Here is a 26,192-nt window from a genome sequence, read left to right as displayed (position 1 = left end):
ATGGACCCCGATCTGCTCGACGGCGCCCTGTACGCGGGCGACCCGGCACCCGTCTACGCCTGGCTGCGCGAGTACTCCCCCGTCCACCACGACGCCGCCAACGGGCTGTGGGGCATCTCCCGCCACGCCGACATCACGGCCATCGAGCGCGATCCAGGGCTGTGGACCAGCACCGGCGGCTACCGCCCCCAGTTGCCCTCCGATCCGTCGATGATCGGCATGGACGACCCGGAGCACGCCGAGCACCGCCGCCTCGTCTACCGCCGCTTCACGCCGCGCTATGTCCACGAGCGCTACGCCGCCCGCGTCCGCGAGGTCGTCGTCGAGCTGATCGACCAGGCCCTGGAGGCCGGCACCGTCGACGCGGTGCCCGCCCTGGCCGCGCCGCTGCCCGCCCGCATGATCGGCTGGCTGCTCGGCTTCCCCGACGCGGACTGGCCGCGGCTCAAGCACTGGTCGGAGACCACGATCGTGGCGGGCGGCGGCCTGCGCTACGTCACGCACGAGGCCGCGGTCGCCGCAGGCGAGTTCGGCGAGGCCGTACTGGCCCTGGCCGCCGAGCGCCGGGCGTGCCCGGCCGACGACCTGGTGACCCTGTGGTCCGGCCGGGCCGCCTACGACGACGACCACCTGGCGAACGAGGCGCTGCTGCTGCTCGACGGCGGCGCGGAGACCACCCGTACGGTCATCGCGACCGCGATCGACGCGCTGATCCGGCACCCGGACCAGTGGCGGCTGCTGCGCGAGGACCGCGGCCTGATCGAGAACGCCGTGGAGGAGTTCATCCGCTGGACCACCCCGATCCTGAACATGTGCCGCTCGGCCACCCGCGACACCGAGCTCCACGGACAGCGCATCAGCCGAGGGCAGCAGGTCCTGCTCATGTACGGCTCGGCGAACCGGGACGAGTCGGTGTTCGACCGGCCGGAGGTGTTCGACGTGACGCGCAAGCCGGGCGGGCACATCGCGTTCGGCCTGGGGACCCACTTCTGCCTGGGCGCGTCCCTGGCCCGGCTGGAGTTACGGATCTTCTTCGAGGAGTGGATCGACCGGGTGGGCTCGGCCGCCTGGTCCGACGACGCGGGCCCGCGCATCCTGCCCAACGCGTTCGTGCGCGGCGTCACGTCCTTTCCCGTCGTGCTCTCGCCGCGCGGGTGAACTGGTCGTCGAAGCGGCGGGGGAAGGGCACCATCCGATGCTTGTGCCGGTACGGCGCGGCCTGCCGTACCACGTTGAACCCGGCGGCGGAGACGATGCGGCCGGCCGTGGCGAACAGCGGCCAGGCCGGGCGGACGGCGAGGTGCGCCACTCCGGCGGGCAGGCCGGGCGGCGCGGCGGGCGAGACGAGCACGAGGCGCGGGCTGAGACCTTCGAGGACGGCGCTCTCGCGGGCGTACGCCACCAGCTCCAGGATCTCGCCCGGCGGCCCGGAATGCACGATCAGCCAGTCCCCCGAAGCCGTCAGCCGGTCCTCCGGAGCCGTCAGCCAGTCCCCCGGCGCCGTGGCGGGCGGGGCCGGTGGATCGGCCAGCGCCAGCGGGACCACCTCGTCCGACACCGACTCCAGGTAGGCCAGGTGGGGATCGCTCACCGGCTCGGCCAGCCACGTCCGGTGGAAGCGCAACGGCCGGGCCGGGATCAGCGGCCGGTAGGCGTCCCAGCGCAGCAACCTGGCCAGATGCACGACACGCGTCCCCGGCGGCACCACCGCCTCGATCTCGCCGTCGAGCCCGGCGGGAAAGGCGTCCACCACGATCTCGTCGGCCCGCGCGAGCACGGCCGGGTCACGCGGCCACTCGGTGCGGATCGTGGCCGCGGCGCCCGGATGGACCGTGTGCAGGTAGGCCCGGACCCGGGTGAGATGGCCGAGCCCGCCGCCTCGGGCGTAGCAGACGATCATGTGCGGTTCGGCGGGGCGGACAATCCGGTACCGTCGGGCGGAGCAGACAATCCAGTGCGGTTCGGCGGAGTAGACAATTCGCTGTCGTCGGGCGGAGCGGCCGATCGGGCGCTCTCGCGGAAGACCCGCAGGTAGCCCTCCGTCTCGGCGGTCACCGTGAAGTCCCTGCGTACTCGCTCGGCCGCCGCCGTACCGAGCTTGGCCAGCTGCTCGTCCGTGGCCCGCGCGGCCCGGTCGACCGCCGCCCGGCACTCGTGCGGATCCCCGGCGGCGAAGCGGAAGCCGATCTCGTCGTCGACCAGGTCGGCCAGCCCGCCCGCGTCGGAGGCGAGCAGCGGGACGCCGAGGGCCGCGGCCTCCAGGGCCACGTTCGGCAGCCCGTCGTAGAACGAGGGCAGCGCGACCAGGTCGCAGGCGGCGTAGAGCGCGGGCAGCTCGTACCGGTCGAGAAAGGGCAGCCGCGTGTGCCCGGCCGGCACGGTCAGGTCCGCCTCCAACTCCCCGACGAGCAGCAGGTGGAACAGGTCCGCGTGCCCGGAGGCGGCCAGCGCGTCGAGCAGGAAGCCGACGCCCTTCTTGTTCTTGAGCTGCCCGATGAGCCCGATCGTGCGTCGGCCGGCGGCGGCCCGCCTGGCCAGGCCCGCCGCGCGTTCGGAGGGCAGGATCTGCCAGCCGGCGGTGTCGATGCCGTTGGCCACCCACCGCACCCGTGCCTCCGGCACCAGCGCGGACACCAGCGGCGCGTGCCCGGAGGCCACCACGCACACCGTGGCCGAGGCCCGTAACGCGTCGAGCAGGGCGCCCCTGCGGCGCAGCGAGAAGACACCGGTGTCGAAGTCGTTGCCGCGCAGCAGCGTCACCAGCGGAGCGCCGAGCCACGCGGCCAGGATCGGGGCGCCGAGCATGGCGTACGTGCCGCCGAACGCCACCACGTGCGTGTACGACTCGCCGCGCAGCACGGTCCACAACCGGCGCAGCGCGTGCTCGGGATTGTCCTCCAGCGGCACGGTGAGCAGCCGCCCGCCCCGCTCGCCGCCGGTCTGCCAGGGCCGATCCCGCCTGGTCAGGTGCGCGACGTCGATCTCCACGCCCGCCTCACGCAGGCCCCTGACGATCCTGTCGCAGGACTCGGCCATGCCGCCCCTGCTCGGCGGGTAGTGCTCGGTGAGCCACAGCAGCCGCATCAGCTGTCCACGAAATCGCGCTCGTCACCGTCGCCGAAGTCACCGAAGTCGCCCTGGTCCTCGGGGTCGAAGGCGCCTCTGTCGTAGTCGTCGAACGTGCCGTACCAGCCAGGGTCCTGGTAGGTGGAGGAGGTGCTCTGGTAGTGGTCGCGGCGGAAGCCGCTGGTCCAGAACGGGTCGTAGGCCGAGCCGTAGCCCTGGGCGGTCGCGCACTCGGGGCAGACGCCACCGGGACCGATGTGCCGGTCGCAGATCGGCCTGCCGCACCCGGCGCAGGCGGCGACCGGCGCGCGGCCGCAGCGGCCGAGCACGAAGAATCCGGTGCTCACCATGCACGGGATCACGCGACCCGCCTCCTTTGCGTCCACCTGAACGACTCGGTAGCCACCGTCATGATCGCCCCGAGCTGGTCGCGCTCGGCGGGCAGCGGCACCTTGGCGGCGGCCCTGATCACGGTCTTCACGCCCGGACGGACCTTCACCCGGATCCACCACGGAGGCGGGCTGCCCGGCCGCGCCGGCACCTGACCCTTGGCCAGCGAGCGGCTGGTCCTAATGTGCTGTACGGCCTTCGTCTTCGTCTTGGTCTTGTGCTTGCCCCGCGGATTGACCTTGACGACGCGGCGGCGCCTGACCAGGTCGGTGACGGCGAGCGTGAGCACGCTGCCGTCGCGTAACTCCGAGCGGACGCTGAGCCACGGATCGCGCACCCACCACTCCTCGGCCCGGCGCACCGGTCGTACGACCGGCAGGGACCGGTGCGGGCTCTCCTTGCCGGGGACGCCGTGGCCGCGCAGATCGGCGGTGATGCCGACCATGCCGCCGCCGACGTCTTCACAGAGCACCCTGATCAGCGGCACGAGCAGGCTCTCCGTACGCGCGGGCAGCCGCCACTTGCGCCGGCGGACGAGCCCGCGATGCCGGGAGAGGCTGGCCAGCAGCGCCGCCCACTCCGCCTTGGGCAGCGTGGCCGAGAGCGTGTGCTCCCAGATGAGGGTCTGGTGCAGCGGGTGGAACCCGGCGATCGCCGCCCGTGTCTTCCGCCAGAACATGGCTCGAAACACTACACACGGCGATAAACCTCGGCGAGCCTCGCCCGGGAATCCGCCCAGCTGGGCACCCTACTCCTGGCCCGCTCCGCCATCACCCGCGCCTGTTCGGGGTACTCCAGGAGGATCCGGATCGCGCGGGCCAGCTCGGCGGGCCGATCGGGCGCGACCAGCCGCCCGTCCTCCCCCAGGATCTCTCGTACGGCCGGCAGGTCCGAGGCCACCACCGGCGTGCCGGCCGCCATCGACTCCAGGATCTTGAGCGGGGCGCAGCCCTGGTCGAGGTTGCGCGGGCAGGCGGTGAGCGGGGCGGCGGACACGGCCGCGCCGGCCAGCCAGCCGGCCACCTCGTCGTGGGGCAGCGTGAACCGCCACACGATCCGCTCGGCCACCCCCAGGCGGTCGGCGAGGCGCTGGAGGGGTTTGGCGCGGCGTTCCGGGACGGAGGAGCAGACGACCAGGCGCAGCTCGGTCAGGTCGGCCAACCTGGCGAAGGCACGGAGCAGCACGTCCACGCCCTGCCAGCGCTGGAGGGCGCCTACGTAGATCAGGTAGTGCTCGGGCGCGCCAGGTGGGCGTGCGCCCGACGCCGCCGACGCGGCTCCGGCGGACGGCGCGCTCGGCGCTGGGGTGACGGGGTTGGCGGCGTTCGGCACGAGGAACACCTTTTCCGGATTTATCCCCATTTTGCGGATGGCGTCGCCGATAACGATCGATGGCACGACAATCGCGTCCGCCTGTTCCAGGCAGTGCGCCTCCAGCCGCCGCAACTTGGCCACCGTGGCGGGGGCCGCCTGTGGCCAGGTGTGCGGCAGCTCGATGGACGGCAGCCCGTTCACCTCGTACACCACCTTGTGCCGGTGGCCGAGCACCGGCAGCGCGCTCCAAGGATCACGCACGTGGACCAGTTCCAGCGTCTCCAGGTGCGGCGCGAGGTGGCGGGCGACCCAGTGCGAGTACGCCTCGGCGCGGTCGATCAGGTTGGGGATCTGCTCGTCGAACCTGGCGATCTGGACATCGCCCTCGCGCTGGTAGCGCGGCAGCCCGCCCCCGCCCAGCACCCCCAGCAGCCCGCCGCCGAACCGGTCGAACAGCTCGGCGGCCATCTGCCCGATGTGCACCGCCGACCCCTTACTCGAAGGGAACCGGTCAAAGGCGAAATAGGCGGCACGCACGGCGCGCAGTCTATTCGCGCCGTTTCTACTGCCGCGCCGTTTCTACTGCCGCGCAGCTTCTCCTGACGCGCGGTTCGCCAGGCGCACGGCTTCGCCAAGCGCACGGCTTCTACTGCCGCACGCCCTCGTACGCCGAGTAGTCCTTCAACGCGATCGAGTCGTGCAGCCGCATGCCCTTGCTGCCCAGTTTGGTAGCGGCCTTGGTCACCGCGACCGGCAGGTGGCCGATCAGCCGCGCGGCCTGGGTGAGCGTCCACAGGTCGAACCGGTTGCCGGGCACGATCCGCTTGGCCGCCCCGACCGCGAACGTGCGGCTTCGCCGTACGTACTCACCGATCTCGGCCTCGTAGGCCGGGAAGGCGCGCTCGTGGTCGCCGCGTGCGGCGGCCAGCTCGCCCGCGAGGATGTACGCCCCGACGACGGCCAGGCTCGTGCTGCCGCCCACGGCCGGTCCCGGGCAGTAGCCCGCGTCGCCGACCAGCGTCACGCGGCCACGCGACCAGGTGTCGAGGCGCAGCTGGGTGATCGAGTCGAAGTAGAAGGCCGGGGTGCGGTCGAGCTCGGCCAGCAGCCGGGGAACCTGCCAGCCCATGCCCGCGAACCGCTCGCGCAGCAGCTCCTTCTGCCGGGCGACGTCGCGGTGGTGATACTGGAGCTGCTCCGGCGTCCTGAACAGGAACACCGCCCGCGCGTCGGACATGTGCGCCGCGCCGTACATCCCGGCCATCCGCCCGATGCCGGACAGCCCCTCCATGCGGCCGTCGAGGTCGAGGTAGTTGGGCACCGAGAAGACGGCCAGGTACGCGCCGATCCAGGTGGAGAAGCCCGACTCGGGGCCGAAGACCAGGCCGCGCACGTTCGAGTGCAGCCCGTCGGCGCCGACGACCAGGTCGAACCGCCTGGCCGCCCCGCGCTCGAAGGTCACCGTGCCGTCCTCGGCGATGGCGGTGATGGAGTCGTCGAAGACGTACTCGACGTCGGCGCGGGTGGCGTCGTAGAAGATCTCGCTGAGGTCGTCGCGCATGATCTCGACGTGGCGGTCCGACACGGCCGTGAAGACGCGCCGGAGGTCCAGCTCCACGGCCCCCTCCTGGCCTTCGCGATACTGGCCTTCGCGATACTGGCCTTCGCTATACATGGTGAGCCAGTTCGTGCCGGTCTTCTTGGCGGTGATCGGGTCGATCAGGCCCATCTTCTCGACGATGTCCATCGCGGGCCTGAACAGGTCGATCGCGTGGCCGCCCGTCTTGCGGAGCGACGGGGCGCGCTCCACGACGGTGACGTCGAAGCCGTATCTGTTGAGCCAGTACGCCAGCGCCGGTCCGGCGACACTCGCGCCGGAGATCAGGATCTGCATGACAAAACCCCCTTACCTAACGGATGGTAAGCGACCCGAAATAACATCCGCAAGGGGTTACTTAACGATAGGTAAGGAGGGCGGTCCATGAGGCCGCGACCCGAGCCCGACCGGGCTCGGGTTCAGCGATCAGTAGACGGCGATGTAGAGGTCCGCGCCACCGGGGTGGTGCACCTCGAGGTCCGTCCTGAACGCCCGCGCGGGCGTGCCGCCCGACTCGGTGTGCTTCCACACCTGCTGCCAGGCGTCGACGATCGCCTGCGGCATCTGGCCGCGCGCCTCGACCCGCAGGGCCGGGCCCGCGGGCACGCGTACGGCGACCATGCCCTCGGGCAACCTGGGGACCGTCCGCACGCCGATGCCGACGATCTGCGTGTAGGCGCCGTGATGGTCGCCCTCGTAGTCGGTCAGCACCGCGTAAAGGTTCTCGTCGACGCGTCCCGGAATGTGCGCGAACGCCCCGGGGGCGCCCGCCCGCTGCCACAGCGCGGGCAGCTTCGCCCTGGCGGGGTCGATCTCGTCGGCGTTCGAGGTGCGTACGGCGATACCGACGACTGTCAGCTCGTTTCTCTCAGTGACCTCCACAGGCCCTCCATCCCCCTAAGCATCTCGGGCGATCCTATGGCCATAACAAACGGGAAAAGCCCTCATAAGTCACCCACCGCATAGGATGGACGAACGTGAAGTTCCTTAACGGCCTCGAGCCGCAATACGACCTGACGTACAGCGACGTGTTCATGGTCCCGTCGCGTTCCTCGGTCGGTTCCCGGCTCGCGGTCGATCTTTCGACGAACGACGGCACGGGCACCACCATTCCGATCGTCGTGGCGAACATGACCGCGGTCGCCGGTCGGCGCATGGCCGAGACGATCGCCCGCCGGGGCGGCATCACCGTGATCCCCCAGGACATTCCCATCGATGTCGTGATGGAAGTCGTCGACTGGGTCAAGAAGCGCGACCTGGTCCACGACACTCCGCTCACGCTGACGCCGCACGACACGGTCGGCGAGGCCATGCAGCTGCTGCCCAAGCGCGCCCACGGCGCGGTCATCGTCGTCGACTGGGACAACCGGCCGACCGGCGTGGTGACCGAGGCCGACTGCCAGGGCGTCGACATGTACACGCAGCTGTCGCAGGTGATGTCGAGCGAGCTGCTGACGCTGCCGGCCGGGCTTGAGCCGCGCGCGGCGTTCGACCGGCTGCACGGGGGCCGCCACCGGCTGGCGCCCATTGTGGACGCCGAGGGCCGTCTGGTCGGCATCCTGACCCGCACGGGCGCCCTGCGCGCCACGCTCTACCAGCCCGCGCTCGACCCCGCCGGCCGGCTGCGCATCGCGGCCGCCGTCGGCGTGAACGGCGACGTCGCGGCCAAGGCCAAGGAACTGCTCGATGCCGGGATCGACTGCCTGGTGGTCGACACCGCGCACGGGCATCAGGAGAAGATGGTCTCCGCCCTGCGCGCGGTCCGGGCCCTGGACCCGGGGGTGCCTGTGGCGGCGGGCAACGTGGTGACCGCCGAGGGCGTGCGCGACCTGGTGGACGCGGGCGCGGACATCCTCAAGGTGGGGGTCGGCCCCGGCGCCATGTGCACGACGCGGATGATGACCGGGGTGGGGCGGCCGCAGTTCTCGGCCGTGCTCGAATGCTCGGCGGAGGCGCGGCGACTCGGACGGCACGTGTGGGCCGACGGCGGTGTCCGGCACCCGCGTGACGTGGCGCTCGCCCTGGCCGCGGGCGCGGCCAACGTGATGATCGGCTCGTGGTTCGCCGGGACGTACGAGTCTCCCGGCGACGCGCGCACCGACGCCGACGGGCGCAGGTACAAGGAGAACTTCGGCATGGCGTCCGCGCGGGCCGTGCGGCTGCGCACGGCGGAGGACAGCCCGTTCGATCGGGCCAGGAAGGCGCTGTTCGAGGAGGGGATCTCGACCTCGCGCATGTACCTGGATCCGCGGCGGCCGAGCGTGGAGGACCAGATCGACGCGATCGTGGCCGGGCTGCGGTCCTCGTGCACGTACGCGGGGGCGGCGAACCTGGAGGAGCTGCACGAGCGCGCGGTGGTCGGCATCCAGAGTGCCTCCGGCTACACCGAGGGCATGCCACTGCACCAGAGCTGGTAGCGCGGCTCAGGCTCCGGCCGGCTCAGGTGCGGTGCCGGCCGCCTACCGCTGGCTCCGCACCAGAGCCGGTTCAGGTTCGGCGCCAGCCGCCTGCCGCGTGGATCCCGCCGTCGACGTGCAGCGTCGTGCCGGTCACGAACCTGGCCAGCTCACTGGCCAGGAACACCGCCGCGCCCGCCGCGTCGGCCGGCTCCCCGAGGTGCCCGAGCGGCGGCAGGCGTACCGGCTCGAAGGGTCCGTCCGCCATCCGCTCCCGCACCTGTGTCTCGCCCTCGGTGGGCAGCCCGTCGGGCGCGATGGCGTTCACCCTGATGCCCAGGGGTGCGAACTCCAGCGCGAGCGACTTCGTCAGGCTCTCCAGCCCCGCCTTCATCGCCGCGTAGACCGCGAACCCCGGCGCTGCCTGGTGCGCCTCGCTGGAGGTCACGTTGATGATCGACGCCCCGGCGCCCATCATCGGCAGCATCCGGCGGATCATGCCGGTGACCTGCGTGAAGTTCTCCTCGATCAGGGTCCGCTCGCCGCGGGCCGTGGTGTCGGCGAACGCGGCGTGGAAGGTCCCGCCCGCGTTGTTCACCAGGATGTCCACGCGCCCCCACCGCTCGTGCACGGCCTGCGCGAACACCTCCACGGCCACCGGATCCCGTACGTCCAGGGTCATCGCGAGCTCGCTGCTCTGCTGCGGCTTGTCGCGGTCGCAGATCGCGACATGAGCCCCGAATGCCGCGAACGTCTCCGCGATCGCCCGCCCGATCCCCCGCGTCGCCCCGGTGATCACGGCGACGCGCCCGGTGAGCAGGATCGCATCGGCGGAAAGGGCGGCCATGAACGATGACCATATCCCGACCGCATAGAGTCGTCGGGTCCATTCCTGATCGCCAATACTCGTAACAGGAGCAATTCGTGGCACTCGAGAAGCCGGAAATCGACTTCCCGGAGGGCAACCCGCCCGCCGACCTGGAGATCGTCGACATCGTCGAGGGGAACGGCCCCGAGGCCAAGCCCGGCCAGAACGTCAGCGTCCACTACGTGGGCGTCGCGTTCTCGACCGGCGAGGAGTTCGACGCGTCGTGGAACCGCGGCGAGGCGTTCGAGTTCCCGCTCGGCGGCGGGCGTGTCATCGCCGGCTGGGACCAGGGCGTGGCCGGGATGAAGGTGGGCGGTCGCCGCAAGCTGGTGATCCCCGCGCACCTCGGCTACGGCAACCGCGGCGCCGGCGCCCGTATCAAGCCAGGAGAGACGCTCATCTTCGTCGTCGACCTCCTGGGCGTCAGCTAACACCCTGGGGCGGGTCGCACACCCGCCCCACCCCTCAGGGGGCCCATCGCCGGGCAAAATGCTGGTCTTGGCGCGGCGGATTTGTCGGCGAAGTACGGCAACATAGGGCATGTGCTGTTGATCGACGTGGTACGGGTTTCGGAGGCTGTGACGCGCACGTCCGCCCGGCTCGGCAAGGTCGGCCATCTGGCCGAACTGCTCGGCAGGGTCGGTGCCGACGAGGCGGAGATCGCCATCTCCTACCTGTCGGGTGAGCTCCCACAGCGTCAAGTGGGCGTGGGCTGGCGGACCCTTCAGGATCCGCCTCCCGCCAAGCTCGCCGCCACCGCCACCCTGACCCACGTCGACGCCCTGCTGTCGAAGATCAAGTCCGTCTCCGGCCAGGGCTCGCAGGCGGCCCGCAAGGCGCTGATCACCGAGCTGTTCGCCGGGCTGACCAGCCAGGAGCAGGCGTTCATGCTCCGGCTGCTCGGCGGCGAGCTGCGCCAGGGCGCCCTCGACGGCGTGATGATCGAGGCGATCGCCAAAGCGTCGGGCGCGCCGTCCGCCGACGTGCGGCGGGCGCTCACGCTGCGCGGCTGGCTGCCCGCCGTGGGCGCGGCGGCCCTGACCGGTGGCGTGGCGGCGTTGCACGCCTTCAAGCTGGAGGTGGGCCGGGCGGTCTCGCCCATGCTGGCCGGCAGCGCCCCGAACGTCGCCGCCGCGCTGGAGAAGGCGGGCACCCCGGCCGCGCTGGAGTGGAAGCTCGACGGCGTACGCGTACAGGCGCACCGCTCCGGTGATCAGGTGCGCGTGTTCACCCGCACGCTCGACGACATCACCGCGCAGGTGCCCGAACTCGTGGAAGCCGTGCTCGGCCTGGCCTGCGACGATCTCGTGCTCGACGGCGAGGTGATCGCGCTGCGGCCCGACGGGCGGCCGCACCCGTTCCAGGTGACGGCCAGCAGGGTGACCACCAAGACCGGCGTCCCGCGGCTGCGGGAGGACACGCCGCTGAGCGTGTTCTTCTTCGACGCGCTGCGGGTGGACGGGGCCGACCTGCTCGACCTGCCCTACGCCCAGCGCCAGGAGGTCCTCGGCCGGACCGTCACACCCGCTCTGCTCACGCCACGGCTCGTCACGGGCGAGGTGCCGGAGGCGGAGAAGTACTTCATCGACGTGATCAAGGCCGGCCACGAGGGCCTGGTCGTCAAGTCGCTGGCCTCCCCCTACGCGGCCGGCCGCCGGGGCGCCGGGTGGATCAAGGTCAAGCCGCGGCACACGCTCGACCTGGTCGTCCTCGCGGCCGAATGGGGTCACGGCCGCCGCGAAGGCAAGCTGTCCAACCTCCACCTCGGCGCCCGCGACCCGGAGAGCGGCGGGTTCGTGATGCTGGGCAAGACGTTCAAGGGGCTGACCGACGAGCTGCTCGCCTGGCAGACCGAACGCTTCCTGGAGCTGGCCGAGGGGCCCACCGACGAGTGGACCGTCAGTCTGCGGCCCGAGCTGGTCGTGGAGATCGCCTTCGACGGGGTGCAGCGGTCGCCGCGCTATCCCGGGGGGATGGCGCTGCGGTTCGCGCGGGTGCTGAGGTACCGGCCCGACAAGCGGGCCGCGGACGCCGACACGGTGGAGACCGTCCGCTCGCTCATGCTCTGACCCTTTTGGTACGGCTCTGCTCCTGTTGGGATGCCTTCACCTATCCCCAAGGTGACAGAGTCGGCGTTTTCCGGCTGTCCCAAGATCCCCGGCGTACGCTCAACGTTCTGGTCGACTCGTGACCAAAGTGAGATATTTCACTGAATGTCCCATTAAGTTGTCTTTACTCGCTGTTTGTCGCATATGTTCGACCACGTTCGCGGGGCACCCGCCCCGAGCGAGGGATCGGCCGACGCGCGCCCCCATATCCGCCCCGACCTGGCCTTTCCCTGTCCTGTCCCCTAGCTAGGACTGTGGTTTACCTTGGGCCAGCACTCCTACAACCCGAGCCGTCCGAACCCGGAGAGCCAGAAGAAGGCTCCAGGCAAGCGCCGTTGGGTCACCGTCGCGGCCGGTGCGGCCGTCGTCGCCGCCGCCTCGACCACCGCCTGGGCGGCCGTCGCCAACGACGACGCCCCCAAGCCCACCGCCGCGCTGGACGTGTCGCCGTCCCCCACGTACACCAGGGCCGACACCCCTTCCCCCGCCCCCAAGACCCCCGAGCCGAACAAGCCCAGCACCAAGTCGGCCGCCCCCAAGCCGTCATCCAGCCCCAAGGCCACCTCTCTCCCGAAGGCCGAAGCCGCCCAGCCGCCGACCAAGCCGGCCGACAAGCCGAAGACCGAGCCGGTACGCAAGGCGAAGACCGAGGTCCACAAGCTGAAGACCCGGGTCCTCAGCTCGGGCACCTGCGGCGCGTCCTACTACGACGAAGGGCAGATGACCGCCAGCGGCGAACGCTTCGACCCGTCGGCCATGACCGCCGCCCACAAGACGCTCCCGCTCGGCAGCAAGGTCCGCGTCACCAACCCGGCGAACGGCGACTCGGTCACGGTCCGCATCAACGACCGCGGTCCGTACGTGGGCGGACGCTGCCTCGACCTCTCGGCGGCCGCCTTCTCCGCCATCGGCGACACAGGGTCCGGGGTCATGAGGGTCAAGTACGAGGTCCTCGCCCGCTCCTGACGCCGAGCCCCGCGGTGCGTTAACCTCCACCCATGCCACACCTGTGTGACTGATCAGCAGCCGCCCGGCGCTTGACCCGCCGGGCATCCCGCGAAGCGATCCCCCTCTTCGCCCGTCCGGCCTTTCCGGTCGGACGGCTCGGCTGCTTGGAGTCACCAGGTGTCATCCGTTCCTCCCCGCCTGCCCGGAAACTCGCTGCTCGCGCTGCTGCGCGGCAACCCCGACTTCCGCCGCCTCTTCCTCGCCTCCGCCCTCAGCCTGACCGGCGACTGGTTCACCTTCGTCACCCTGAACGCCTTCGTATACCACCGCACCGGCTCGGCCGGGCTGACGGCCCTGCTGTTCGCCGTCGAGTCGCTGCCCGGCATCCTGCTGATGCCGCTCATCGGCTCGCTGACCGACCGCCTGGACCGCCGCCGCCTGCGCATCGCCTGCGACCTGGCCGCCATCGTCCCCCTCGCGGGCCTGCTCGCCGCCTTCCACCTGGAGTCGGTCCCCATGGCGCTGGTCTCGCTGGCGGTGCTGTCGGTGTCGGCCGCGGTGTCGAGCCCGATCCCCGAGGTCGTACTCCCCAACCTCGTCGCCCCCGACCGGCTGCCCACCGCGCAGGCCGCGCTCGGCAGTCTCTACTCGTCCGGCCTGCTGCTCGGCGCCGGGCTGGGCGGCCTGGCCACGGCCGCCTGGGGCAGCACGGCCACGCTGCTGGTCGACGCCGCCTCCTTCGCCGCGTCCGCCGTCCTCATCGCCCGCATCCGCCGGCCCTTCTCCACAGCGACGGAGGCCCGCCGGACGCGCGTACGTACCGACACCGCCGAACTGTGGCGCTTCATCCGCGCCGCTCCCACCGTGGCGGCCCTGCTCCTGCTGACGGCGGGCCTGCGGCTGTGCTACGGCGTGGTCGGCCTCCTGCCCGTCTACGCGCTCGAACGGTTCGGCACCACCGACGCCGGAGTCGGCGTCCTCTACATGGCGCAGGGGGTGGGCGCCGTGCTCGGACCGTTCGTGGGGCGGTGGCTGATCGGGAAGTGGCGACCGCTTGGGAAGAGGCGGCTGATCGGGACGCCATCGCGGCGGCGGTTGATCGTGTCGGGTGGCGCACTGGCGGTGTTCGGGCTCGGCTACCTCGGCCTGGCCCAGGCCGGCGGGCTGTGGTCGGGCGTACCCGCCGCCATGGCCGGCCATCTCGGGGTGGGCGCGTGCGCCATCCTGGCCATCAACGGGCTGCAACTGGCCAGCCCCGACCACATCCGCGGCCGCGTGATGGTCACCGCCTTCGGGCTGTCGTCGGGGCTGCAGGGGGTGTCGTCGCTGGCGGTGGCCCCGCTGACTGTCGCATTGGGCATGGCCGGGGCCACGCGCGCGCTCGGCGTACTCGCCGTCGGCTTCGCCCTGGTCTGGCTCTTGTACGCGCTCCGACTGCCTGAACCAGAGGCTCACTGATCGGCGACAGGGCGGATGGTGGGCGTAAGGACATGCGTCCGCAAAGCATCGGCCCGATGCGCTCAAACCCAGCCTGACCAGCGCGTACGCGGGTAAACAGGCATTGGCCGCAAGGCCACGCTCCGCAGCGGGACGCGCCAGAGGCGGCGTCGCGAGGCACAAGTTCCGGACAGACATACGGAGGTGTAGTACCTGTGTCCAACGACTCGATGGACAGGACCGCCGAGCAGGGGAGCTCTGCGGCGTTCGGACCCAAGATGCTGGCGGACATCAAGCCGCCCTTCGTTCCCGACGGCGCTACGGCGATGACCGTCTTCGTCGACTGGCCTCCCGGCCACCCCGGTGCCGCTCCGCACCGCCACTCGGGGCCGGCTTTCGGCTACGTGATCGAGGGCGCGGTCCTGTTCGAGCTCGAGGGCGAGCCGGAGCGCGTGATCAAGGCCGGAGAGACGTTCTGGGAGCCGGGCGGCGACGTGATCCACTACCAGGACGGCAACGCCTTGCCGGACGCGCCGACCAAGTTCGTCGTGTTCATGCTGTGTGAGCCGGGTCAGCCGATGCTCACCTACGTCGAAGAAGAGGAGCTGGCGCAGCGGGCCCACCTGCGCGCCCCGCGTCCCGCCGGCGGCTGATCCACCTGTTTTGATCAGGCGCGCACGCGGGTGCGTACGGACGGCAATGCTGTGGCGCCATGGGCTCAGGGGGCGAGGTTGATGGTGCCTGGGATGCCCTGGCGGGTCATCTTGGCGTACGGGGACAGCGCGCTCGCCTGGGCGAGCAGCGGGGTGGCCGTGTCACGTTCGACTCCGGGCCAGGTCACGACCAGGTCGGCGCGCAGCTCGTAGCCGCCGTCGGCGGGGTCGCGGCCGAACGCGACGGTCACCTCCACGGTGATCGATCCGGGGTCGAGGAGGTGCCGGCGGGCCAGCAGGCTGAGGGCGCCGTGGAAGCAGGCGGCGTACCCGGCGGCGAAGAGCTGCTCAGGGTTCGGGCCGGTGGCGTCGCCGCCCAGCTCCTCGGGCATCCGCACCTCCAGGTCGAGCACGCCGTCGGCGGAGCGGGCCCGGCCGGTGGCCCGGCCGTGGGCGGAGCTGCCGCCGCTCACCACGACGCGCGTGAGGTAGAGCGGTTTGAACGCGGAGCCGCGGTAGTCGTGCTCCGTGGAGAATGTCGGTTCGTTCACCGGTACGCCTTTCAGCGCCACACGGGGCGCCTGCGGTCGGGGGAGGCTGGTCATGGGCGGTGCCAGCGCTGCAACTTGTCGGGGTTCAGCACGATCCACACTGCGGTGACCTCGGCTCCGGCGACGCTCACGTTGGCCACCGCCACGGCTCGGCCCGCCTGGCGCAGGACCAGGCCGGTCCGGCCGTTCACGGACTCGACGGCCACCTCGGTGCCGGGCTGGCCGGTCAGCAAGATCGTGACGAACCGGGCTACCGCGTCCGCGCCGTAGGTGGGGCGTACGGCGGCGCGCAGTTTGCCGCCACCGTCGCTCACGACCATCGCGTCGGCGGCCAGGACCGCCCGCAGGGCCGCCGGGTCCCCCGTGTCGCAGGCCGCGGCGAACCGGCGCGCGACACGATCGTGTCTGGCGAGCATCGCTCGGTCCGGCCTGGGCGGCTGGAGTACCGGACCGGTGCCGGGCTCGGGCCAGCGTGCCAGACCGGCAGCGGGCACGGGCCGGTGAACCGGACGGGCGGTGGTGAACGCTCCGGGTCGCGGTGTGCCGCCGGGGGCGTGGCTCGGGGCGGCAGTGCCGAGCAATTCCAGGCAGAGACCTCCGGCGACCCGCGTCAGCCAGGCGCGCGGCACCGCGATGGCGGCGCGTTCTTCGTCGTCGAGGGCGTACCAGCGGCGATAGGTGTCTTGGACGATCCGGTCGGCCGTCATTTCCGAGCCGAACATCCACAAGGCGATCTCGAGGAGGTGCCGTCGTTCGTCGAGCATCTCCGCCAGCGTCCCGGCGCTCACTTCGGTCATGTCCTGCCGCCCTGTTCTTCCGGTGTCGGCAGTTAAGACCAGGCAGCCGGTCTTGTTGTGACACCACGAGAGGCGAACGTACTGGGCGGCGGCGGACGGTCTGTCAGATCAGCTGGTATGACCGTTCGAAGGCGCCGAGTTTGGCCGGGTTGACGATCCACATGACGTGGTGGATGCCCTGCGGCGAGGCCTCGATGGTGAGCAGGACGACGTCGGTGTGGTTGCGAGGGACGAGCACGCCGGCGCGCCCGTTCGCTTCGACCCACGTCATCTCGGCGCCCGGCCAGAAGCGTGGCGCGTACGCGGCCAGGAACTTCGCCACGCGGTCGCCGCCCAGCAGCGGGAATCGCGCCGCCCCTCTGATGCCGCCGCCGTCGGAGGAGCTGACGACGTCCGCGGCGAAGAGGCCTTCGAGAGCGGCGACGTTCCCCGTCTGGGCGGCGTCGAGGAAAACGGCCAGCAGACGCCGATGCTCCATCTTGTCGATGGGCTCGCGCCGGGCGGCGGTCAGACGTTTACGGGCGCGGCTCACGAGCTGACGGGCGTTGACCGGAGTGAGCTGAAGGATCTCCGCGATCTGTGTGTACGGGTAGACGAAGGCCTCGCGCAGCACATAGGCGGCCCGCTCGGTAGGGGCGAGCCTTTCGAGCAGCAGCAGGAAGGCGAGTTCGAGAGCTTCGCCCCGTTCGGCGCCCAATGTGGGGTCGAGGCTGGTGTCGACGGGTTCGGGGAGCCAGGGCCCTATATAGGTTTCGCGTCGCGAATGAGCGGAGCGAGCGACGTTGATGGCCAGGCGGGTGGTGATCAACGCCAGGAAGGCCGAGGGGTTCTCGATGGTCGCGCGGTCGGTGTTCTGCCAGCGCAGCCAGACTTCCTGAAGGATGTCCTCGGCTTCCACCGCGCTGCCGAGCATCCGATAGGCGATGCCGAACAGGCGCGGGCGCAGCTCGACGAAGTCGGATGCGGCCTGATCGAGTGCGCTCACCCGTTCCAGGGATTCCGCAGGCATACCTACCCCCGTTTCCGCGGCATCGGCGGCTCACGCACCCTGATCGCCGCGCCGGGAGTCGTCCTCCAGCGCCTCGACCGCGTCGAGCAGACCCCGCAGGCCGATCTCCTCGCGCTCAGCGTCCGTCGGATCGAAGAGCCATTCGGTGACCGGCAGCTCGGCGGCCTCCTCCGGACGGCTCGTCTCGGCCAGGATCACCTCTTCCTCGACCTCGACCTGGAGTTCGTACAGGAAGCCGTCCTCACCGTTCGGAGCGCTCATCATTCCTCCCATGTATGGCTTGGGTGTGCGGTCAAGGCGATCTGGAGTGAAGACACGCGGCTACTGGGCGGCGCTCTGCGCGAGCCAGTCGCGGTAGCGGATCTTGCCCAGGGTCGCGCCCTCACCCGGCACCAGCGTCCGCTCGCCCGGCACACTGCCGTAGTAGCGCGCCTGCGGGTCGGCGACCACCGTACGCGGGTCGCCCCAGGCGGCCAGGGCGTCGCGGAAGAACTCGTCCATCCGTGACTGCTCGGGCCCGGCCACCTCGGCCCGGCCGTTCAGCGGCTGCCCCACCGCGACCCGGCCGACCGCCTGCGCGACCTCTTCACCCGCGATGGGCTGGAACCGCACGGGCGCGATCCGTACCTGGTCGCCGTCCGTGGACTGGTCCGCGATACTCCGGATGAACTGGAAGAACTGGGTCGCGTGCACGAGCGAGAACGGGATCCCCGACTTCTCGATCAGCTGCTCCTGAGCGATCTTCGCCGCGAAGTAGTCGTTCTCCGGCATCCGCTCCGTCCCGACCACCGACAGCGCGACATGATGCCCGACCCCGGCCGCCGCCTCGGCGGCGAGCAGGTTGCGGGTGGAGGTCTCGAAGAACTCCATCACCGCGGCGGCCTCGAACGACGGCGAGTTCGACACATCGATCACCACCTGCGCGCCCGCCAGCACCTCCGCCAGCCCTTCACCGGTGAGCGTGTTGACGCCGGTGCTCGGCGCCGCCGCCACCGCCTCGTGACCGTGCTCACCCAGCTTCGCCACCACGTTCGATCCGATGAGGCCAGTACCGCCGACCACGACGACCTTCATGGCACAGCCCTTTCCGTCCGCCGGGGCACCCATGTGCCAACCGGTCCGCCAGCTAAGACAGGGCAGCCTCCGGCCTTGTGACAGCTCCGGCGAAATTTCTTTCTCTGCGCCGCCTGGAGGCGGCCAAGGGCGAGCGGGGCCGCGGGTGACGCCGTCCGTACGTCACTACTCCACGAGCTTTCCGACGCTGGAGACCTCGCGCATGAGCGCGGCGATCTCGGCGGGAATCGGCGGGATGGCCTCCCGCTCCACCGATCCGGGACCGGACCACACCAGGTTGACCTGCAGCGAGGGGTCGAGCTCTGGGTAGTCGGAGCGGTTGTGGCAGCCGCGGGTCTCGCGACGCTCAAGCGCGGTCTCGACCGTCGCGCGGGCGGCGAGCGCGGCGGACTTCAGGTCGAAGGCGTGGGCCAGGTCCTGGAAGCCGGCGATGTCCGGATGTACGCCGACGTCGGCGATGCGCGCCTCCACCGCGGCGAGTTCGGCGAGGCCCTTCCGCAAGCCGCCCTCGTCGCGCACCACGCCGGCATGCTCCGTCATGATGTCGCGGAGGGCTCGCTGCAGCGCGCGTACGTTCTCGGGGCCGTCAGCGGCGAGGAGTTCGTCCACCTCCGCCCGTGCCGCGTCGAGCGCCTCGGCCGAGCGGCGCTGGGCGTCGAGGCCCGCTGAATACTCGGCCGCCTCCTGTCCGACGATGCGGCCGAAGACGAGGAGCTCGATGAGGGAGTTGCCGCCGAGGCGGTTGGCGCCGTGCAGGCCGCTGGCCGCCTCCCCGATCGCGTACAGGCCGTCGACTCCCGTTCCGTGGTCTTCGGGTCGTACCCAGACCCCGCCCATCGAGTAGTGCGCGGTCGGCGCGATCTCGATCGGCTCCTTGGTGATGTCGAGCATCTGCAGCTCCAGAAGCGTCTGATAGACGCGCGGCAGCCGCGTCATGATCGTCTCGCGTGGCAGATGCGACACATCCAGCCAAACGCCGCCGTTCGGGGTCCCGCGGCCTTCCTTGATCTCTGTGTACGCGGCCAGGGCGACGCGGTCGCGCGTGGACAATTCCATCCGCTCCGGGTCGTACTTGGACATGAACCGCTCACCGAGCTGGTTGCGCAGGATTCCGCCCTCGCCCCGGGCCGCTTCGGAGACGAGGGTGCCGGCCGCGTTCTCGGGGGCGATGAGACCGGATGGGTGGAACTGCACCAGCTCGGGGTCGCGGATGCGGCAGCCGGCCAGGACGGCGAGGCGGAAGGAGTCGCCGGTGTTCTCGTCCCTCCGGGAGGAGGTGCGCCGCCAGATCCGGGTGTGGCCGCCGGCGGCCAGGATCACCGCGTCGGCATGGATGACGTAACGGCTGCCATCGGTGAGGTCGAACCCGTACGCGCCGAAGACCGCGTTGTCGCGGACGAGAAGGCGGGTGATGTACACCGTGTCGAGGATGGGGACGTCGAGCTGCGCCGCACGGTTGATCAAGGTGCGCTGGATCTCGAGTCCGGTGTAGTCGCCGGCGTAGGCGGTGCGCCGGTAGGTGTGGGCGCCGAAGAAGCGCTGCGAGATTCGCCCGTCCTGCTCGCGGGCGAACGGCATGCCGTAATGCTGGAGGTCCTCGATGCCGCGTGCCGCCCCCTCGGTGACGATTTTCACCGTCTCCGGGTTGGCCAGGAGATAGCTCTCTTTGAGGGTGTCCGCCGCGTGCTGCTGCCAGGTGTCCTCGGGGTCCATCGTGGCCAGCGCCGCGTTGATGCCGCCCGCCGCGAGCGAGGTGTGCGCGTCCGCCTTCGGCCGTTTGCCCACCGCGAGGACGCCGACCCCGCGCTCGGCGAGTTCGATGGCGGCCCGCAGGCCGGCCCCTCCTGTCCCGATGACCAGGACGGACGTGGCGATCCGCTTCTCCGGCACGTGCATGGTGCTCCTTTGGCCGCATGGATGAAAGCCGTTACGGGAGCAAGACCGGGTAGCGGCGTGATTTGTGACATCCATCGAGGTGCTTCCTCGTCACTGGCCTGTCCCCGGAGATAGGCGGCAGGTAATATGCCAGAAATATCCCAAAACGCGCATTAGCCGACAAAAGGGATGCCAGAGCGGGGGCGATGGCAGTGGCTGATTCTGGAGATCTCGAACAGGCGGCGGCGGTGTTCGTCAGTGTGCGGCCGCGCCTGTTCGGGATCGCGTACCGGATGCTGGGCGCGACCGAAGCCGAGGACCTGGTGCAGGACGTCTGGCTGCGCTGGCAGGCCTACGATCGCGCCACGGTGGGCAGCCCGGGCGGGTTCCTGGCGACGGTGACGATGCGGCTGGCGATCAACGCCGCCCAGTCCGTACGCATGCGCCGCGAGACCTGCGCCGGCCCTTGGCTGCCCGAACCCGTCGACACCAGCGCGGACCCGTACCTCGGCGCCGAGCGCGGTGAGGTCCTGGAGTCCGCAGTGCTGTTGCTACTGGAGCGGCTCACGCCCACCGAACGGGCGGCCTACGTGCTGCGCGAGGCCTTCGACTACCCCTACCGGCAGATCGCCGACATCGTCCGGCTCACCGAGCCGGCCGTACGCCAACTGGTCAGCAGGGCCCGCAAACACCTGCTCGTCGAACGCCGCACCCCCGTGGCCAGGGCCGAACAACGCGGACTGCTGACCGCCTTCCTCACCGCCGCCCGCTCCGGCGACCTGACCGCGCTGGAAGCGCTCCTCACCGCGGCCTGGTCGAGCACGAACGGGGGGTCTGCTTCACGAGTCGCCAGAGCTGGAAGGCAGCGGGCCCTGGCGACGCGCTCCGGCGCGGGCCCCGACGGCCGCGGCCATGATCGTGACGGCGACCAGCAGCACGCACCCGGCCGCGATGGCCGCGACCACAGCGGCCACGCCGATCCTCGGTGTCGCGAGCGGCAGTGACAAGATGAGGGCGACACAACCCAGGACCGCCGCGGGATGGATGACGGGCTCGGTGGTGACAAGCGCGTGGACCGCCCACAACGCGGCGAGATACACAGCGGCGGGGATGGCGACCGCGTAGCCGAGGGCCGGCGGCGACGCCGCGACGCCGCGCCCGCTCTGCTCGACCGCCACTTCGAGCCCGGCGCCGAGTGCCGCCAGGGCCGCGAAGATACCGTAATGGCCGTACCCCCACAGGTACGACCGATGACGGCGGTCACTGAGCCCGTCCCCGGCTTCCACGAGGAAGTAGAGCCACCAAAGAGCGAACAGCAGAACGAGGCCGCACCCGGCGATGACGACCAAGGGCGCCCTGACCTCGCCCGTCGCCAGCGCCCCTTCGACTCCCCGGCTCGCGGCCAGGACGCTCTCACCGAGCAGGATGATCGTGAACAGGCCGTAGCGCTCAGCGATGTGGTGCGGGTGCCAGTTGGTGGCTCTGGCCCGTTCCGCCCATAGGGGCACCGAGAGTTCCACGACATCCAGGAGAACGAAGGACAGCAGCCCGAAGAACCAGGGGAAGGCTCCCGTCTCCGCGATCAGGAAGCGAAGCGCCCAGCCCAGTGTCACGAGACTGATGGCGGCGGCGTAGCGCAGCGCGGTGCGGCGGCGCGCCCGGTCCTCGAGACCGGCCCGCAGCCATTGGCCGACGAGCCCGATCCTCATGATGACGTAGCCGAGGGTGACGATCCCGTAGTCGGAGTGACCGGCCGCGGCGGGCACACCGGCGGCGAGGGTCAGCACGCCGGCCATCTGCACCATGGTCAGCAGCCGGTAGGCGACATCGTCGGTGTCGTAGGACGAGGCGAACCAGGTGAAGTTCATCCACGCCCACCAGATCGCGAAGAACACCTGGAGGAACGGGGCCAACCCGGCGAGACCGTGACCGGCGGCGATGCCGTGCGCGAGCTGAGCGGTGACACTGGCGACCGCGATCACGAAGGTGAGGTCGAACAGCAGCTCAAGCTGGCTCGAAGTGCGGTGCGGCTCGTCGATGGGACGAGCGCTCATCCGGACTCGGACTCGGATGATGCTGCCGGGTGGTGGCAAGGTCTCGCTCCTGTTAGCCGCACGACGTCCTGGTACGTCGGAAAAGACAGGGCAGCGGTCCGATCTGTGACAACCGGCTCTGAACTATCCGGGAATCCACTCCTTGCGATGACGTTAGGACGGAGACACCCCGTCACGCCGAATGCGATCGCCGTACTACCCGTCGACGAACGTGACCGTCTCGTCCAGCGGCGCCCGGCCTGTACGGATGTAATCCACCGTGACGTCCTCGAACCCGATCGACATGCCGCAGAAGAGAATGAGCCCCTCCGGAGGCGACACGACCTCAGCGACGGTCTTGCGGAACACCGACCACGCCATCTGCGGACAACTGTTCAACCCCTCGGCACGCAACAGCAGCATGACGGTCTGCAAGAACATGCCGAGATCGGCCCACTGAGGCCGGCCCATGTCACGGTCGATGTAGCAGAACAACGCGGCCGGCGCACCGAACGCCTGCCAGTTGCCGGCGGCGGCCCTCTGCCGCGCCTCCCAATCCCCCCGTGGAATACCGAGCGCGCCGTACCGCTCCTCCCCAAAAGCCGAGCGGCGCTCATAGTACGGAGACTTCAGCGCGGGCGGATACATCTCGTACTCCCGCTCATCCCAAGCATCACCCGCCGCCACCCGCTCACCCGCACGCTTCTTCAGCTCGGCCAACGGCCCACCCGTCACCACGTAGGCCCGCCACGGCTGCAGATTCGACCCGGACGGCGCCCAAGCCGCCGCCGACAGCACCCGCTCCAGCACCTCCCGAGGAACAGGCCGATCGGTGAACCCCCGCACCGCCCGCCTACTCGTGACCGCCTCATAGACATCCAAGATCGCCATCTCCGTTCCCGCCCAACGTGTCTACACAATTGACAGTAGAGGAGCGAAAAATGTGACAACTAGCGGTCAGGCATAACGCCCCGCGACGGTGATCGTTTCCAGGCTCGATCCCCCAGGGGATCCGCCGCGCGGTCGGCCGCTGTGGGCCGGGCCGCTCGACGGGGGTGCTCAGCGGCAAGCGCAGGATGAAGCTCGCTCCGCCGATCGCGGCCTGGTGGACGTGCGGGGTGCCGGGGCGGGCGGTGGCGATGTCCCTAACTGTCAGCGTGGTCTACAGGTCCGCGATGTCGTGGTGGTGGCGTCGGATGTGCGCCGCGAAGGCCCGCATGTATCCGGTCAGAAATTCGGCGGTGGCCGGCACCTGGATGTCGCCCTTGTCGTCGATCAGTTCCTTGCTGAAGTGGATGTAGGCCTCGGGCTGCCCCAGCACCGGGGAGTTGGTGAAGGACAGGATGGTCTTGAGGTGCTGCTGTGCGACCGCGGTGGAGATCGGGCCGGGTGAGGTTCCGATGATCGCGGACGGTTTGCCGTTCAGCACGTTGGATCCATAGGGCCTGGTCGCCCAGTCGATGGCGTTCTTCAGCGCGCCGGGGATGGACCGGTTGTACTCGGGGGTGACGAACAGGAGGGCGTCGCAGGCCTTGATCGCGTCCTTGAACTCCAGGGCCACGGCGGGGTAGTTCGGGTCGTGGTCGTGGCTGTACAGGGGCAACTCGCCGATGGGGATCTCCGTGAGGCGGAGTTCCGGCGGCGCGAGACGGCTCAAGGCCACAGCGAGCTTCCTGTTGATCGACTTCTGGGACAGGCTCCCGACGATGTAGCCCACGGTGTAGGTCATTGCGTTTCCTCTCGATCTATTAACGTGCCGCCGTCGACATCGACGGTCTGGCCGGTGATGAAGTCGGCCCTGGAAGAGGCGATGAAGAACGGCGTTCGTGATCCTGCTTCGGCGGACTAACCGTCGACGAACATGACCGTCTCGTCGAGCGGCGCCCGGCCTGTACGGATGTAATCGACCGTGACGTCCTCGAACCCGATCGACATGCCGCAGAAGAGAATGAGCCCCTCCGGGGGCGACACGACCTCAGCGACGGTCTTGCGATACATCGACCACGCCATCTGCGGACAACTGCTCAGGCCCTCGGCACGCAACAGCAGCATGACCGTCTGCAAGAACATGCCGAGATCGGCCCACTGAGGCCGGCCCAGGTCACGGTCGATGTAGCAGAACAGGGCCGCGGGAGCACCGAAACACTGCCAGTTGTCGGCAGCGGTCCTCTGCCGCGCCTCCCAGTCATCCCGCGAAATACCAAGAGCGCCGTAACGCTCCGCCCCGAAGGCGGATCGGCGCTCATAGTAGGGAGACTTCAGCGCGGGCGGATACGTCTCGTACTCGCGCTCATCCCAGGGATCACCCGTGGCCACCCGCTCACCCGCACGCTTCTTCAGCTCGGCCAACGGCCCACCCGTCACCACGTAGGCCCGCCACGGCTGAAGATTCGACGCGGAGGGGGCCCAAGCCGCCGCCGACAGCACCCGCTCCAGCACCTCCCGAGGAACAGGCCGATCGGTGAACCCCCGCACCGCCCGTCGACTCGTGACCGCCTCATAGACGTCCAAGATCCCCACCTCCCATCTTTGTTACGTTCGCGACGGTATCATTCAATACTATTCGATGACAAACGCGTCCGACACAGGTCAAAGCTGGGGTCGCGTCCGGGAGGCCGCGCCCGCACAAGCTGCGGCCACCCACAACAACGTCGTGGACAGACCCTGGTTCGGTCGGCCGTTGTGGGAGATGGAGCCGGCCGACGCCTACGCCTACTTCGGGAAGGCGGTGCGCGGCACCGCGAAGGGCACACGGCTGTCACGGACCCAGGCGCTCAAGTCGTTCGTCTTGCCCCTGGAGCCACTTGCTTCCTGAAGCCTTGCCCCTGAAGCCTTGCCCCTGAAGCCTTGCCCCTGAAGCCTTGCCCCTGAAGCCTTGCCCCTGAAGCCTTGCCCCTGAAGCCTTGCCCCTGAAGTCTTGCCCCTGGAGCCGCGGCACGAGATCGAGATCCGCCAAATGGCGGACCGCGCGATCAGGTCACCCAAGCGGGATTTGTCATGACTTGTCGCACGGCGCGCTTACGCCTCGCCGCCCGCGGGATAGGCGAACCGGGTCAGCAGCTCCCTCAGCTGCTCGGACTCGTCAGACCCCAGGTCGGCGACCAGATGCTCAGCCAGCGGCTCCGCCGCCACGTGGGCCGCGTCGAAAAGCTCGACGCCCTGAGGAGTGATCTCCACGGCCCGCACCCGCCGGTCCCCCGGAACGCTCTTGCGTACGGCCAGCCCCTTACGCTCCAGGTCGTCCACGACCCGCATGATCCCCGCCTTGTCCGTCCCCGTCGCCGCCGCCAGGTCCCGCTGCACCGTGGGTCCGCGGTCGACCAGCACGATCAGCACGGCGAAGTGCCGCAACTCGATGCCGAGCGGCCGGAGCGCCTCTGACATGACCGTGGCCGCGCGCCAGTGCGCCTGACGCAGCAGCAATCCCAGAGCGAAAGGCGAGGCATCCCCGGGGCGGTCGGTCGCACGCGAGGCGGTGGCCCTACGGGGAACATCGGCGCTCATGAGGCTATGTTATCGGCCATCTTTTCATTCGATACCGTAACAAATGAAATTAATCACCTGCCGACGGTGTGGGCGCTCAGTCCCGTCCGGGTACGGCCATCTCACCGAGTAGAGACCAGTCGTCCTGAGGAACGGTCGCGTTCACGATGCGCGGCGTCTCGGCGAGGTACGGCGGCAGGGTCCGCTGCGCCTGCTTGAAATGCTCGGACTGGACGTGCGCCGCCCCGGCCTCGTCATCGCGAAACGCCTCGACCAGCACATACTCGGTCGGATCCGCCACACTGCGCGACCAGTCGAACCACAGGCAGCCAGGCTCGTCGCGGGTCGCCTGGGTGAAGTCGCCGACGATCTCAGTGAACCGGTCGGCGTGCTCAGGCAGGACGCGGAACTTCGCGGTAATGAAGATCATGGAGGCCATTTCCTTAGGTGAGCTGCGTACAGGTCGAGATTAGCGTCAGCGCCTCGCCGAATCGACGTACCCACCAGTGGTCTCCGGCAGGCACATGCGCGTAGGGCGAGCACGGCCGCCACCGCGCCGATCAGCAGGCCACGCGAGCGGTTCCGCTTGGAGA

Annotated in this window: 28 protein-coding genes and 1 pseudogene; 9 read left to right on the top strand and 20 right to left on the bottom strand. The window is 70.0% G+C overall.

Going from position 1 to position 26,192, the window contains the following annotated elements:
* The gene (locus AB0J16_RS57325) at window positions 1-1,158 is read left to right on the top strand and encodes a cytochrome P450 (protein ID WP_358557178.1); all 1,158 of its coding nucleotides are present in this window, start codon (window positions 1-3) and stop codon (window positions 1,156-1,158) included.
* Here the strand turns inward: AB0J16_RS57325 and AB0J16_RS57320 are convergent.
* From AB0J16_RS57320 to AB0J16_RS57290, 7 genes are all read right to left on the bottom strand, one after another.
* Window positions 1,121-1,900: a hypothetical protein gene (locus AB0J16_RS57320; RefSeq protein ID WP_358557175.1), complete on the bottom strand. Its 780-nt coding sequence runs from the start codon at window positions 1,898-1,900 to the stop codon at window positions 1,121-1,123. The genes AB0J16_RS57325 and AB0J16_RS57320 overlap by 38 nt on opposite strands.
* Window positions 1,897-3,084, bottom strand: coding sequence for a glycosyltransferase family 4 protein (locus tag AB0J16_RS57315; RefSeq protein ID WP_358557172.1), 1,188 nt, complete (start codon window positions 3,082-3,084; stop codon window positions 1,897-1,899). Before AB0J16_RS57315 ends, AB0J16_RS57320 begins: the two co-directional genes overlap by 4 nt.
* Window positions 3,084-3,428, bottom strand: coding sequence for a hypothetical protein (locus AB0J16_RS57310; protein ID WP_358557169.1), 345 nt, complete (start codon window positions 3,426-3,428; stop codon window positions 3,084-3,086). The genes AB0J16_RS57315 and AB0J16_RS57310 overlap by 1 nt, the downstream gene beginning before the upstream one ends.
* Window positions 3,425-4,135 (bottom strand): hypothetical protein, encoded by a 711-nt coding sequence (locus tag AB0J16_RS57305; protein ID WP_358557166.1) that lies wholly within the window; start codon window positions 4,133-4,135, stop codon window positions 3,425-3,427. Before AB0J16_RS57305 ends, AB0J16_RS57310 begins: the two co-directional genes overlap by 4 nt.
* Before the next feature lie 11 nt (window positions 4,136-4,146).
* A complete protein-coding gene (locus AB0J16_RS57300; protein WP_358557163.1) occupies window positions 4,147-5,307 on the bottom strand; it encodes a glycosyltransferase in 1,161 nt (386 codons plus the stop codon).
* Window positions 5,308-5,416: 109 nt separating this feature from the next.
* Window positions 5,417-6,664 (bottom strand): FAD-dependent monooxygenase, encoded by a 1,248-nt coding sequence (locus AB0J16_RS57295; protein WP_358557160.1) that lies wholly within the window; start codon window positions 6,662-6,664, stop codon window positions 5,417-5,419.
* A 129-nt stretch (window positions 6,665-6,793) separates the two neighbouring features.
* A complete protein-coding gene (locus tag AB0J16_RS57290) occupies window positions 6,794-7,249 on the bottom strand; it encodes a GyrI-like domain-containing protein (protein WP_358557157.1) in 456 nt (151 codons plus the stop codon).
* A 95-nt stretch (window positions 7,250-7,344) separates the two neighbouring features.
* Between AB0J16_RS57290 and AB0J16_RS57285 the strand changes: the two genes are divergently transcribed.
* Window positions 7,345-8,784 carry a GuaB1 family IMP dehydrogenase-related protein gene (locus AB0J16_RS57285; RefSeq protein WP_358557155.1) on the top strand — a complete coding sequence of 480 codons (1,440 nt, stop codon included), beginning with the start codon at window positions 7,345-7,347 and terminating at the stop codon, window positions 8,782-8,784.
* Window positions 8,785-8,854: 70 nt separating this feature from the next.
* Here AB0J16_RS57285 and AB0J16_RS57280 read toward each other — a convergent pair whose 3' ends face one another.
* Window positions 8,855-9,610: an SDR family oxidoreductase gene (locus AB0J16_RS57280; protein ID WP_358181470.1), complete on the bottom strand. Its 756-nt coding sequence runs from the start codon at window positions 9,608-9,610 to the stop codon at window positions 8,855-8,857.
* Between the two features lie 77 nt (window positions 9,611-9,687).
* On the opposite strand from AB0J16_RS57280, the gene AB0J16_RS57275 reads away from it, so the two are divergent.
* The 5 genes from AB0J16_RS57275 (at window position 9,688) to AB0J16_RS57255 (ending at window position 14,777) form a co-directional block, all read left to right on the top strand.
* A complete protein-coding gene (locus AB0J16_RS57275; protein ID WP_358441976.1) occupies window positions 9,688-10,062 on the top strand; it encodes an FKBP-type peptidyl-prolyl cis-trans isomerase in 375 nt (124 codons plus the stop codon).
* A 111-nt stretch (window positions 10,063-10,173) separates the two neighbouring features.
* A complete protein-coding gene (locus AB0J16_RS57270; protein ID WP_358557152.1) occupies window positions 10,174-11,700 on the top strand; it encodes an ATP-dependent DNA ligase in 1,527 nt (508 codons plus the stop codon).
* A 303-nt stretch (window positions 11,701-12,003) separates the two neighbouring features.
* On the top strand, window positions 12,004-12,705 hold the full coding sequence (locus tag AB0J16_RS57265; RefSeq protein WP_358557149.1) for a septal ring lytic transglycosylase RlpA family protein: 702 nt from the start codon (window positions 12,004-12,006) through the stop codon (window positions 12,703-12,705).
* Between the two features lie 159 nt (window positions 12,706-12,864).
* Window positions 12,865-14,145: an MFS transporter gene (locus AB0J16_RS57260; RefSeq protein ID WP_358557146.1), complete on the top strand. Its 1,281-nt coding sequence runs from the start codon at window positions 12,865-12,867 to the stop codon at window positions 14,143-14,145.
* A 194-nt stretch (window positions 14,146-14,339) separates the two neighbouring features.
* Complete coding sequence (locus AB0J16_RS57255) at window positions 14,340-14,777, top strand: cupin domain-containing protein (protein WP_358557143.1); 438 nt, start codon at window positions 14,340-14,342, stop codon at window positions 14,775-14,777.
* 65 nt (window positions 14,778-14,842) lie between these two features.
* Here the strand turns inward: AB0J16_RS57255 and AB0J16_RS57250 are convergent, their stop codons facing one another.
* The 6 genes from AB0J16_RS57250 to AB0J16_RS57225 form a co-directional block, all read right to left on the bottom strand.
* The gene (locus AB0J16_RS57250; RefSeq protein ID WP_358557140.1) at window positions 14,843-15,328 is read right to left on the bottom strand and encodes an Ohr family peroxiredoxin; all 486 of its coding nucleotides are present in this window, start codon (window positions 15,326-15,328) and stop codon (window positions 14,843-14,845) included.
* Window positions 15,329-15,378: 50 nt separating this feature from the next.
* Complete coding sequence (locus tag AB0J16_RS57245; protein ID WP_358557137.1) at window positions 15,379-16,125, bottom strand: hypothetical protein; 747 nt, start codon at window positions 16,123-16,125, stop codon at window positions 15,379-15,381.
* A 103-nt stretch (window positions 16,126-16,228) separates the two neighbouring features.
* The gene (locus tag AB0J16_RS57240; RefSeq protein ID WP_358557134.1) at window positions 16,229-17,134 is read right to left on the bottom strand and encodes an RNA polymerase sigma-70 factor; all 906 of its coding nucleotides are present in this window, start codon (window positions 17,132-17,134) and stop codon (window positions 16,229-16,231) included.
* Between the two features lie 30 nt (window positions 17,135-17,164).
* A complete protein-coding gene (locus AB0J16_RS57235; RefSeq protein ID WP_358557131.1) occupies window positions 17,165-17,395 on the bottom strand; it encodes a hypothetical protein in 231 nt (76 codons plus the stop codon).
* Window positions 17,396-17,455: 60 nt separating this feature from the next.
* Window positions 17,456-18,208, bottom strand: coding sequence for an SDR family oxidoreductase (locus tag AB0J16_RS57230; RefSeq protein WP_358557128.1), 753 nt, complete (start codon window positions 18,206-18,208; stop codon window positions 17,456-17,458).
* Window positions 18,209-18,373: 165 nt separating this feature from the next.
* Complete coding sequence (locus AB0J16_RS57225; protein ID WP_358557125.1) at window positions 18,374-20,104, bottom strand: FAD-dependent oxidoreductase; 1,731 nt, start codon at window positions 20,102-20,104, stop codon at window positions 18,374-18,376.
* A gap of 185 nt (window positions 20,105-20,289) precedes the next feature.
* On the opposite strand from AB0J16_RS57225, the gene AB0J16_RS57220 reads away from it, so the two are divergent.
* Window positions 20,290-21,087 (top strand): sigma-70 family RNA polymerase sigma factor, encoded by a 798-nt coding sequence (locus tag AB0J16_RS57220; protein WP_358557122.1) that lies wholly within the window; start codon window positions 20,290-20,292, stop codon window positions 21,085-21,087.
* Here the strand turns inward: AB0J16_RS57220 and AB0J16_RS57215 are convergent.
* The 4 genes and pseudogenes from AB0J16_RS57215 to AB0J16_RS57200 form a co-directional block, all read right to left on the bottom strand.
* Window positions 21,079-22,137: pseudogene (locus AB0J16_RS57215) on the bottom strand (low temperature requirement protein A); the annotation flags it as partial. The gene AB0J16_RS57220 and the pseudogene AB0J16_RS57215 overlap by 9 nt on opposite strands.
* Before the next feature lie 195 nt (window positions 22,138-22,332).
* A complete protein-coding gene (locus tag AB0J16_RS57210) occupies window positions 22,333-23,007 on the bottom strand; it encodes a nitroreductase (RefSeq protein ID WP_358557120.1) in 675 nt (224 codons plus the stop codon).
* 271 nt (window positions 23,008-23,278) lie between these two features.
* Window positions 23,279-23,845 carry an NADPH-dependent FMN reductase gene (locus AB0J16_RS57205; RefSeq protein ID WP_358557117.1) on the bottom strand — a complete coding sequence of 189 codons (567 nt, stop codon included), beginning with the start codon at window positions 23,843-23,845 and terminating at the stop codon, window positions 23,279-23,281.
* A gap of 116 nt (window positions 23,846-23,961) precedes the next feature.
* Window positions 23,962-24,627, bottom strand: a complete 666-nt coding sequence (locus AB0J16_RS57200; protein WP_358557114.1) for a nitroreductase — start codon at window positions 24,625-24,627, stop codon at window positions 23,962-23,964.
* A gap of 142 nt (window positions 24,628-24,769) precedes the next feature.
* Between AB0J16_RS57200 and AB0J16_RS57195 the strand changes: the two genes are divergently transcribed.
* Window positions 24,770-24,931: a hypothetical protein gene (locus AB0J16_RS57195; protein WP_358557111.1), complete on the top strand. Its 162-nt coding sequence runs from the start codon at window positions 24,770-24,772 to the stop codon at window positions 24,929-24,931.
* Between the two features lie 203 nt (window positions 24,932-25,134).
* Here AB0J16_RS57195 and AB0J16_RS57190 read toward each other — a convergent pair whose 3' ends face one another.
* Window positions 25,135-25,620, bottom strand: coding sequence for a MarR family winged helix-turn-helix transcriptional regulator (locus AB0J16_RS57190; protein WP_358557108.1), 486 nt, complete (start codon window positions 25,618-25,620; stop codon window positions 25,135-25,137).
* 76 nt (window positions 25,621-25,696) lie between these two features.
* Complete coding sequence (locus tag AB0J16_RS57185; RefSeq protein ID WP_225288839.1) at window positions 25,697-26,029, bottom strand: putative quinol monooxygenase; 333 nt, start codon at window positions 26,027-26,029, stop codon at window positions 25,697-25,699.
* Window positions 26,030-26,192 lie beyond the last annotated feature (163 nt).

The organism is Nonomuraea sp. NPDC049750, from assembly GCF_040659625.1.
In the GTDB taxonomy this organism is placed as follows: Bacteria; Actinomycetota; Actinomycetes; order Streptosporangiales; family Streptosporangiaceae; genus Nonomuraea.
Note: the sequence above shows the minus strand (reverse complement) of the source record. Positions and strands in the feature narration are given on the sequence as shown.

Bases quoted from the DNA above. Each gene is read 5' to 3' on its own strand.
- AB0J16_RS57210 (WP_358557120.1), bottom strand. From the start codon at position 23,007: ATGGCGATCTTGGATGTCTATGAGGCGGTCACGAGTAGGCGGGCGGTG.
- AB0J16_RS57315 (WP_358557172.1), bottom strand. From the start codon at position 3,084: ATGCGGCTGCTGTGGCTCACCGAGCACTACCCGCCGAGCAGGGGCGGC.
- AB0J16_RS57245 (WP_358557137.1), bottom strand. From the start codon at position 16,125: ATGACCGAAGTGAGCGCCGGGACGCTGGCGGAGATGCTCGACGAACGA.
- AB0J16_RS57325 (WP_358557178.1), top strand. From the start codon at position 1: ATGGACCCCGATCTGCTCGACGGCGCCCTGTACGCGGGCGACCCGGCA.
- AB0J16_RS57295 (WP_358557160.1), bottom strand. From the start codon at position 6,664: ATGCAGATCCTGATCTCCGGCGCGAGTGTCGCCGGACCGGCGCTGGCG.
- AB0J16_RS57225 (WP_358557125.1), bottom strand. From the start codon at position 20,104: ATGCACGTGCCGGAGAAGCGGATCGCCACGTCCGTCCTGGTCATCGGG.
- AB0J16_RS57230 (WP_358557128.1), bottom strand. From the start codon at position 18,208: ATGAAGGTCGTCGTGGTCGGCGGTACTGGCCTCATCGGATCGAACGTG.
- AB0J16_RS57280 (WP_358181470.1), bottom strand. From the start codon at position 9,610: ATGGCCGCCCTTTCCGCCGATGCGATCCTGCTCACCGGGCGCGTCGCC.
- AB0J16_RS57235 (WP_358557131.1), bottom strand. From the start codon at position 17,395: ATGAGCGCTCCGAACGGTGAGGACGGCTTCCTGTACGAACTCCAGGTC.
- AB0J16_RS57220 (WP_358557122.1), top strand. From the start codon at position 20,290: ATGGCAGTGGCTGATTCTGGAGATCTCGAACAGGCGGCGGCGGTGTTC.
- AB0J16_RS57185 (WP_225288839.1), bottom strand. From the start codon at position 26,029: ATGATCTTCATTACCGCGAAGTTCCGCGTCCTGCCTGAGCACGCCGAC.
- AB0J16_RS57305 (WP_358557166.1), bottom strand. From the start codon at position 4,135: ATGTTCTGGCGGAAGACACGGGCGGCGATCGCCGGGTTCCACCCGCTG.
- AB0J16_RS57240 (WP_358557134.1), bottom strand. From the start codon at position 17,134: ATGCCTGCGGAATCCCTGGAACGGGTGAGCGCACTCGATCAGGCCGCA.
- AB0J16_RS57190 (WP_358557108.1), bottom strand. From the start codon at position 25,620: ATGAGCGCCGATGTTCCCCGTAGGGCCACCGCCTCGCGTGCGACCGAC.
- AB0J16_RS57320 (WP_358557175.1), bottom strand. From the start codon at position 1,900: ATGATCGTCTGCTACGCCCGAGGCGGCGGGCTCGGCCATCTCACCCGG.
- AB0J16_RS57205 (WP_358557117.1), bottom strand. From the start codon at position 23,845: ATGACCTACACCGTGGGCTACATCGTCGGGAGCCTGTCCCAGAAGTCG.